At 62.6% G+C, this 7,801-nt stretch carries 9 protein-coding genes; 2 read left to right on the plus strand and 7 right to left on the minus strand.

Going from position 1 to position 7,801, the window contains the following annotated elements; all coding sequences use genetic code 11:
• Nucleotides 1–518: 518 nt before the first annotated feature.
• Nucleotides 519–1,295 carry a cyclase family protein gene (locus SO156_RS45250; RefSeq protein ID WP_498539386.1) on the plus strand — a complete coding sequence of 259 codons (777 nt, stop codon included), beginning with the start codon at nucleotides 519–521 and terminating at the stop codon, nucleotides 1,293–1,295.
• A 12-nt stretch (nucleotides 1,296–1,307) separates the two neighbouring features.
• Here the strand turns inward: SO156_RS45250 and SO156_RS45255 are convergent, their stop codons facing one another.
• The 3 genes from SO156_RS45255 to SO156_RS45265 all read right to left on the minus strand — a co-directional run bounded on the left by SO156_RS45255 (nucleotide 1,308) and on the right by SO156_RS45265 (nucleotide 3,278).
• Nucleotides 1,308–2,036, minus strand: a complete 729-nt coding sequence (locus tag SO156_RS45255) for a Crp/Fnr family transcriptional regulator (protein ID WP_458151357.1) — start codon at nucleotides 2,034–2,036, stop codon at nucleotides 1,308–1,310.
• 288 nt (nucleotides 2,037–2,324) lie between these two features.
• Nucleotides 2,325–2,459, minus strand: coding sequence for a hypothetical protein (locus SO156_RS45260; protein ID WP_458151358.1), 135 nt, complete (start codon nucleotides 2,457–2,459; stop codon nucleotides 2,325–2,327).
• A 105-nt stretch (nucleotides 2,460–2,564) separates the two neighbouring features.
• Entirely contained in the window at nucleotides 2,565–3,278 is a 714-nt protein-coding gene (locus tag SO156_RS45265) for a helix-turn-helix domain-containing protein (protein WP_498539387.1), read from the minus strand.
• Between the two features lie 155 nt (nucleotides 3,279–3,433).
• Between SO156_RS45265 and SO156_RS45270 the strand changes: the two genes are divergently transcribed.
• A complete protein-coding gene (locus SO156_RS45270; protein WP_498539388.1) occupies nucleotides 3,434–3,751 on the plus strand; it encodes a c-type cytochrome in 318 nt (105 codons plus the stop codon).
• Nucleotides 3,752–3,783: 32 nt separating this feature from the next.
• Here SO156_RS45270 and SO156_RS45275 read toward each other — a convergent pair whose 3' ends face one another.
• The 4 genes from SO156_RS45275 to SO156_RS45290 all read right to left on the minus strand — a co-directional run.
• Nucleotides 3,784–4,887, minus strand: a complete 1,104-nt coding sequence (locus SO156_RS45275) for an ABC-type transport auxiliary lipoprotein family protein (protein ID WP_498539389.1) — start codon at nucleotides 4,885–4,887, stop codon at nucleotides 3,784–3,786.
• A 3-nt stretch (nucleotides 4,888–4,890) separates the two neighbouring features.
• Nucleotides 4,891–5,670 (minus strand): ABC transporter ATP-binding protein, encoded by a 780-nt coding sequence (locus tag SO156_RS45280; RefSeq protein WP_498539390.1) that lies wholly within the window; start codon nucleotides 5,668–5,670, stop codon nucleotides 4,891–4,893.
• Between the two features lie 2 nt (nucleotides 5,671–5,672).
• A complete protein-coding gene (locus SO156_RS45285) occupies nucleotides 5,673–6,809 on the minus strand; it encodes an ABC transporter permease (protein WP_498539391.1) in 1,137 nt (378 codons plus the stop codon).
• 147 nt (nucleotides 6,810–6,956) lie between these two features.
• The coding region (locus SO156_RS45290; protein ID WP_498539392.1) for a GNAT family N-acetyltransferase at nucleotides 6,957–7,801 on the minus strand (845 nt) is incomplete at its 5' end.

Genomic DNA, 7,801 nt, shown 5'->3' on the forward strand with positions numbered 1-7,801 from the left:
CATCTGATCTTTCCTCCTCAATTGATTATGTCGTCGTTGCGCAGGTGCTGCGGGCCGCCTTAAGGCGCTCCTGTTCAGGTGTGAAGTCAAGCGTCACAAACGCACCACCTTCGTAGCATTGTGCGACGGAGTCCGGTGGATTCTGCAGCTTCATGATCTCCGGCGCGAAGTCCTCGGCGTTGTCGCATGGAGAATAGCGGCGGGGACTTGCGCGGCAAGTGCCGGCCTCCCCGCAATCGCGGCTCGCCGTCGGCCAATGCCGGATACGAGATAGACGATGCTCGTTGTATCCATGGACGTTCCTCTCGATTTACGCTCGACCGCTATTGCTTGCGGCTTGGGGGCTCGGACGGGACGGCCAACCCCATCCCTGTGCGCATGTCGCCAATGTCGTCCCTAGGACGGGCGGCATTCTGAGTCCAAGCCAAATCCGGCATCGATCAATGCAGGAGTTGCATCGATCGATCAGCCACTTCAAGATGCTCCGCAACAGAACGGGACATCTTGAGGAAACATCCATGCCGCGAAAGCTGATCGACATCTCGGTGCCGCTGCAGAATGACGTGCCGGCCGACCCACCCGGCAACCATCCGACGATCCAATACATCGATCATCAGCAGGGCCTGCCGCGCATGCTGCAATTCTTCGACGGGCTGAAAGCGGAAGATCTCCCTGATGGCCAGGGTTGGGCGGTCGAGCAGGTGTCGCTGTCGACCCATAATGGCACGCATCTCGATGCGCCCTGGCACTTCCATCCCACCATGAACCGCGGCGAGCGCGCCTGGACCATCGACGAGGTGCCACTGGAATGGTGCCTGCAGCCTGGCGTCAAGCTCGACTTCCGTCACCTGCCGGACGGCTATGTGGCCACCGCCGACGACGTGGAGAAGGAGCTCGAGCGTATCGGGCACACGCTGTCGCCGCTGGAGATCGTCGTCGTCAACACCAGCGCCGGCGCGAAATTCGGACGCGCCGACTACGTCAATTCAGGCTGCGGCATGGGTTATGAGGCCACGATGTGTCTGCTCGAGCGTGGCGTGCGTCTGACCGGCACCGACGGCTGGAGCTGGGACGCGCCGTTCGTCCATACCGCGAAGAAATACGCGGAGACCAAGGATGCGAGGCTGATCTGGGAAGGCCACAAGGCCGGGCGTCACATCGGTTATTGCCATCTCGAGAAACTGCACAATCTCGATAAGCTGCCGTCGACGGGATTCACGGTCTCCTGCTTCCCCGTGAAGATCGAGCGCGCCTCGGCAGGCTGGACGCGGGCCGTCGCCATCATCGACGGCTGACACCGAACTTTGTCATTCGCCTTCGAGACCGCTTTCGGCAAGCTCGCGCAACGCGTCGATGTCGAGCACGACGATGGCGCCATGCTCGAGGCGGACCCAGCTCCGTGCGGCCCAGGCTCGCAACTGCTTGTTGATGCTCTCGCGGGTCATGCCGACCATCTCGCTGATCTCCTGCTGGGTGATCGCGAGGGTTCCGCTGCCGGAGTCGAGCTTGCGCTCCTCGGTCAGGCCAAGCAGCGCGCTGGCGAGCCGTCCCGGCAGGTTCTGCAGGATCACCTGCTCGACCTGCTGGCTGGTCCAGCGCAGCCGGCCGCAGAGCAGCTCGATGAACTTCATCGCCAGTTCCGGCTGGCTCTTCACGAAGGGCAGAAAGTCCCGACGATCGATGATGTAGAGCTCGCAATTGGTATTGGCGGTCGCGTCCGCCGACCGTGGCGCACCATCGAGCACCGCGATCTCGCCAAAAATTTCTCCGGGACCGATCAAATTGAGGATGGCATTGCGCCCATCAGGCGAAGAAGAGGAAATTTTCACCGTGCCGGAGATGACCGCGAAGAGGTTGTTGCCGGGATCGCCCTTCGCCGCAATGGTCGCGCCACGCTTGACGGTCGTATGCTTGGCATAACGGCAGAGCTGATCGAGCGCATCCGGCTCCAGATCAGCGAAGATCGGATGCTTGCGCAGCACCGACAGCTTGTTGCCCGACGACTGCCGGGGATCGCTGGTCTTGTCCTGAGGCACGCCGCCGGACTCCTAAGACTGCGAGGTACTATAGTTCCTGCGTAGTCAACGTTGCCGGGCTTTTCAACCGGAAACCACATATATGCACTTTTGGACAAGGGCCGGTAGTGGGACCGTTCCCGTCACGCGGAATGTGCAGCCATAAGCTGCATCAGCGCGATCGGCCTGATGCTGAGTTGCGAATTAACCATAACGCGACGATGGAGGGCCTTCACCTCGCAGGGCCAAGATGGAGACTCGCCCGACTCCGTTTCAGGCCATGCCAACGCGGCTATGATCCCAGCCGCTTCAATGTTTGAAGGCTGTTTCGTTCGACTTGAGCCGGTTGGGCCTCGTTTGGCGGTCCGCCCACGCTAACACTGCCGCAAAGGCGACGAAGACGGTCACAACGGCAATAGTCATCAACAGCGCATCGATCGGCATGGTGCCCCTCCCCCCGAGTTCATCAACCTGGGCATTATGCGCGGCGGCCGACCGTCGTCGTTGATCGCGATCAAAAATCAGCGATCACCATGGAAAGGGGGTCTCTCACGCTGCCGCCAAGGCCTCGGCGCGCGCCGGATCGAGCAGGCTGATACCGCCATGGATGATCTCGATCACACCGACGCGCTCGAGCTTGGTGAAGGTGCGGCTGACCGTTTCAATGGTCAGTCCGAGATAGTCGGCGATGTCCTGGCGGCTCATCGGCAATGGCACCGTGTTCGACCGCCCGTTGAGCTGTATCAGGCGCTCGCGCCAGCTCAGGAAAAAGGTTGCGACCTTCTCCTCCGCGGAACGGCGTCCGAGCAGAACCATGTGGTCGCGAGCCTGGCTCAACTCGCGCACGGCCAGCTCGTTGATGCGGCGAAGCAGATGCGACCTGTCCTCGATGAAACGTCCGAACGCTGCCTTGGCAAACTGGCAAACCGTCACGGGGCCGATCGCGTCCGCAGAAAAGTTGTGGCGACCGGAGACATTCATCCCCAGGAAGTCGCCTGGCAGCGCGAAGCCGACGATTTGCCGGCGCCCATCCGGCAACAGCTTGTAAAGCCTCATCACGCCTTCGAGAAGGTTGTAGAAGGATGTCGTGATGTCCTCTTCGGAAAACACCGTCTCGCCGGCGGTAAAATGCACGCGGCGCCCCAGATGCTCGAACTCCCTCAGCTCAGCCGCATCGAGCGAAGCGCACACGCTGAACTCACGTATCGAGCACTCCTTGCAGAAGTGCCCGCTGGGTTCGATTGCAACCAGGGAAGACTTCATCCACCGCTCCAGCCAGGCGCCACGCTCTTCGGCTTAGGCCGAGTCTGGCGCGCATCGCATTTTACTGCCTTGTCACAAACGCAGTTGACCCAGATCAATTTTGCAAGGCGTCGCGTCCGTATTCTCTGCGCGGGCTCTTCGAGAATAATCCTTCCATGCTGCAATCCGCGCTTCGTCAAATCCTGATCGCGCTTCTCCTGGCAACGCCAGCCCTCGCCGCCTCCAAGGCCGAGCAACGCGGCGAGGCCTACGCGCGCGCCAATTGCGCGCGCTGCCATGCAATCGATCGCAGGTCGGAAAGCCCGCTGAAGATCGCCCCGCCATTCCGGACATTGCATCGACGCTACCCGATTGAGACGCTCGGAGAAGCGCTCGCAGAGGGCATCTATACCGGCCACGCCGACATGCCGGCCTTCGAGCTCAATCCAGACCAGATCCACGATCTCCTGTCCTATCTGAAGACGCTGGAATAGCGCCTGCCATGATGGTCTTTGGCGCAGTAAGACTAGAACGACTGCACGGTCCAGCCGATCAGCTCCTTTGCAATCCGGGCAAACGCGGCGTTGAAGGCCTCGACCGCGGCAGCCGGCTCGATCTTGTCGAGCTTCTCGGTCGCCTCCAGAAGCCGTGATGCAACCACCTTGCCGTTCTTGTCGACGATCCTGGCCGAGAGGCCGATCTCGGCGACCGGATCGCCGTCGGTCGATATCCGGAAGCGCCTGACGTCGATCAGAAGCTGTTGGTCCGCCTGACCGACATCGCTCGTTCGCAACGGGGCGTGCGCGATGTCGTAGTTCTCGAAGCTATCGATCAGCCTCGCCTGCAGGAGCTTGGGAATGCTGTCGGCCCACAGGAACTCGGCAAAGCCGGGATAGTCCTGGACCGGTGAAAACAACATTCGCTGTGTCTGCAACATCGCCACCGCGGTCGGTTCAGGGATTGCCAGCGCTTCCGACAGGGTCTTGCCGACGGCCCCGAGATTCCGGGGCGCGCGAAGATCAAAGGTGATCTTCTGTACCGGCGTCGCGCCACCCGTCATCCTCTCCAGCCCTGCGACGATGCCGTCGAGCTTGCCGGTATTGCGCGCAAGCCCGTCAGAAAATGTCTTGAAGTTGGCGATCGTGTCCTTGAGCGGACCGGAATTCTCTTCCAGCACCGAATCCACGCGGCGCAGCGCATCGCGTGCCGCCTGCGTCATGCTCTGTCCGGCACCGGCATCGGCGATCAGCACCGGCATCTCGCCCGGCTTGGCGACGATCATGCCGCCCTCCAGCGCCACCACTGGCACGCCGGTCAGGCCCTGGAAATCCAGGCCGACCTTGGTATCGGCACGCACCGGCGTGGCTGACGCCACCGAGATCGTCGCATTGACGAAGCGCGGGTTGTCCGGCGCCAACGCGAGCGCGGTGACCTCACCGACGCGGATGCCGTCGAAGAGCACACCGGCACCGACCAGCAGTCCCGGCACGGGGCCCTGGAATTGCACGTGGTAGCTCGTGCGCGGCCCAATGCCGCCGGTGTTGTTCAGCCAGTAGATGAAGCCGAAGACCGCAAGAATCGCCGCCATCACGAAGGCACCGGTCAGGACGTAGGGAGCGCGGGTTTCCATGTCTCATCTCATCTGGGGTTGCAGCATCTGGGAACGCTTGCCGTGGAAATAGGCGCGCACCCAGGGATGCTCGGATCGAAGCAGCTCGCGCATCGGCCCGATGGCCACGATCTTTCCGTCCGCAAGCGCAGCGACGCGATCGCACACGGTCGTAAGGCTGGCGAGATCATGGGTGACCATGAATACGGTGAGCCCCAACGTCTTCTGCAAGGTCTTGATCAACGCATCGAAATCGCCGGCCGCGATCGGATCGAGGCCCGAGGTCGGCTCGTCCAGGAACAGGATCGGCGGGTCCAGTGCCAGCGCGCGCGCCAACGCCACGCGCTTGGTCATGCCGCCGGATAGTTCTGCCGGATATTTGTCGCCATCCTGCGGCCACAATCCCACCATCTCGAGCTTTGCGGTCGCGATCTCGTCCATCAATTCCTGTGACAGGTCGAGATTTTCGCGGAGCGGAAACTGGATGTTCTGCCGCACCGTCAGCGATGAGAACAGCGCGCCCTGCTGAAACAAGATGCCCCATTGGCTCGCGACGCTCTGGGTGCTGCGATCGTGCGTCGCGCCGATCGGCTGGTCCATCACGTCGATCTCACCGCCCTGGCGTGGGATCAGGCCGATGATCGTGCGCATGAGCACCGACTTGCCACCGCCCGACGCGCCAACCAGCCCGAGGATCTCGCCCCGGCGGACATCGAGCGACAGATGATCGAGCACGATCTGGCGGCCGAAGCCGACCACGAGATCGCGGACGTGGATCGCGAACGCTTGCGACGTATCCGCCATCGTCACATTCCGATCGAAGCGAAGAAGATCGCAAACAGGCCGTCGAGCACGATGACGAGGAAGATCGACTTCACCACCGATGTCGTCGTCTGCTTGCCCAGCGACTCGGCGCTGCCCTTCACCCGCAGCCCCTCGCTGCAGGCGACGATGCCGATCACCAGCGCCATGAACGGAGCCTTGAGGATGCCGACCTTGAAATGGGTGACGGAGATCGCCTCGTGCAGCCGGGCGAGATAGATCGCCGGCCCCATGTCGCCGTAGAACTGCGCGACCAGGCCGCCGCCATAGAGCGCGGCAATCGACCCGATGAAGGCCAGGATGGGAAGCGCGATGACGAGCGCCATCACGCGCGGCAGGATCAGCACGTCGACCGGATCGAGCCCCATGGTCGAGAGCGCATCGATCTCCTCTCGCATCTTCATCGAGCCGAGCTCGGCGGTATAGGCGCTGCCCGAGCGCCCGGCGACCATGATGGCGACGATCAGGACGCCGAGCTCGCGCAGCACCAGGATGCCGACCATGTCCACCGTATATGACTCGGCGCCGAACCTGCGAAAATGGAAAAAGCCCTGCTGCGCGATGATCGCGCCGATCAGGAAGGTGATGAGCATGATGATCGGGATCGCCTGCCAGCCGATGCGGTAGAGCTGATAGACCAGCGACGTCAGCCGCAACGATCGCGGCCGCCGCAGGACGCCGATCAAGGCGATGAACAGCGCGCCGAGCATTTGCAGGAAGATCGCGATGTCTTCCCGCGCGCCGACCGTGGCCTTGCCGAGATCGTTCAGTCGCAGCAAAGCCGGGTTGGGCATCGGCACGGGTGCCGGATTGTGGCGATTGACCTGACGAACCTCATCCATGAGGCCGCTGTAATTGTCGGCAACGCCGACGATCTCGGCTGGGCTGCCCGTCGACGGGCTTCGTCGGGAAAGTTTCTCCAGCAGCCATGCACCAAGCGTATCGAGCTCGCTCACCCCGCTCATGTCCAACTTCACGAGCTTCGACCGGTCGACGTCAGGCTTCACCGAGCGCGACAGCGATTCGAGTCTCGAGACATTGGCTGCAGTCCACGACCCGGCCGGGCGCAGTTCGAGCACGTCGCCGGACGGCATCGCCGCCAACAGGGGTTCAGCGTTCAAGATCACATCCTCCTCGGGACGACCCGTCCCAAGCTCGCATGCGTTTGTAGGCCGGCACATGGCAGCCAGATTGACCTGCCTCAAGCCGGCCACAAGGTCTCCATGCTTGGCGCAAATCAATCGTGACGGGGCGCGTCTTGCGATCCGCTAGAGCTTCAGCCGCACGTCGCAGATATCAGGCTCGACCGGGTCCGGTTTCACTTCGAAGCCGAGCTGCCGGCACATGTCGAGCATCACGATGTTCTCCTGCAGCACATCGCCCGATATGACCTTCAGTCCCTCCGACCTCGCATATTCGATGATCAGCTGCATCAGGGTCCATCCGAGTCCCCTGCCCTTCAGATCGGATCGCAGCAGAATGGCGTATTCGCCGCTCTCGTAGATCGAGTCCGAATGGATGCGGACCGCGCCAACCATGTCGCCGGTCGCCTCGTCGAAGGCGATGAACGCCATGGCGCGGGCATAGTCGAGCTGGGTCAGGCGCGCGATGAACTGATGGGTGAACTCCTTCATCTGCGCGAAGAAGCGCAGGCGCAGGTCGTGCGGCGTCACGTGCCGCAGGAATTCGTGAATTTTCGGCTCGTCCTCGGGGCGCATCGGCCGCACGAAGATGCGCCAGCCCTCCTTGAGCTCGAGGTGACGCTCCCATTGCGACGGATAGGCTCGGACGGCAAAATTGGCGGGCCCTGAGCCCGCGAATTTTCGCTGCGGCGCCCCGACGGCGACGCGCGCATCGACCGCGGTCACCCCGGCCTCGTCGGCAAGCAGCGGATTGATGTCCAGCTCCCGGATCTCGGGAATGTCGGCGGACATCTGGGCGAGCTTGACCAGCACCATGGCGACGGCGTCCTGCTTGACCGCCGGCACGTCCCGATAGGCGCGCAGCAGGCGCGAGACGCGAGTGTGCTCGATCAGGTCGCGCGCGAGCTGCAGGTCGAGCGGCGGCAGCGCCAGCGCCTTGTCATTGATGATCTCGACCGCGGTACCGCCCC

The organism is Bradyrhizobium sp. UFLA05-125 (genome assembly GCF_059803515.1).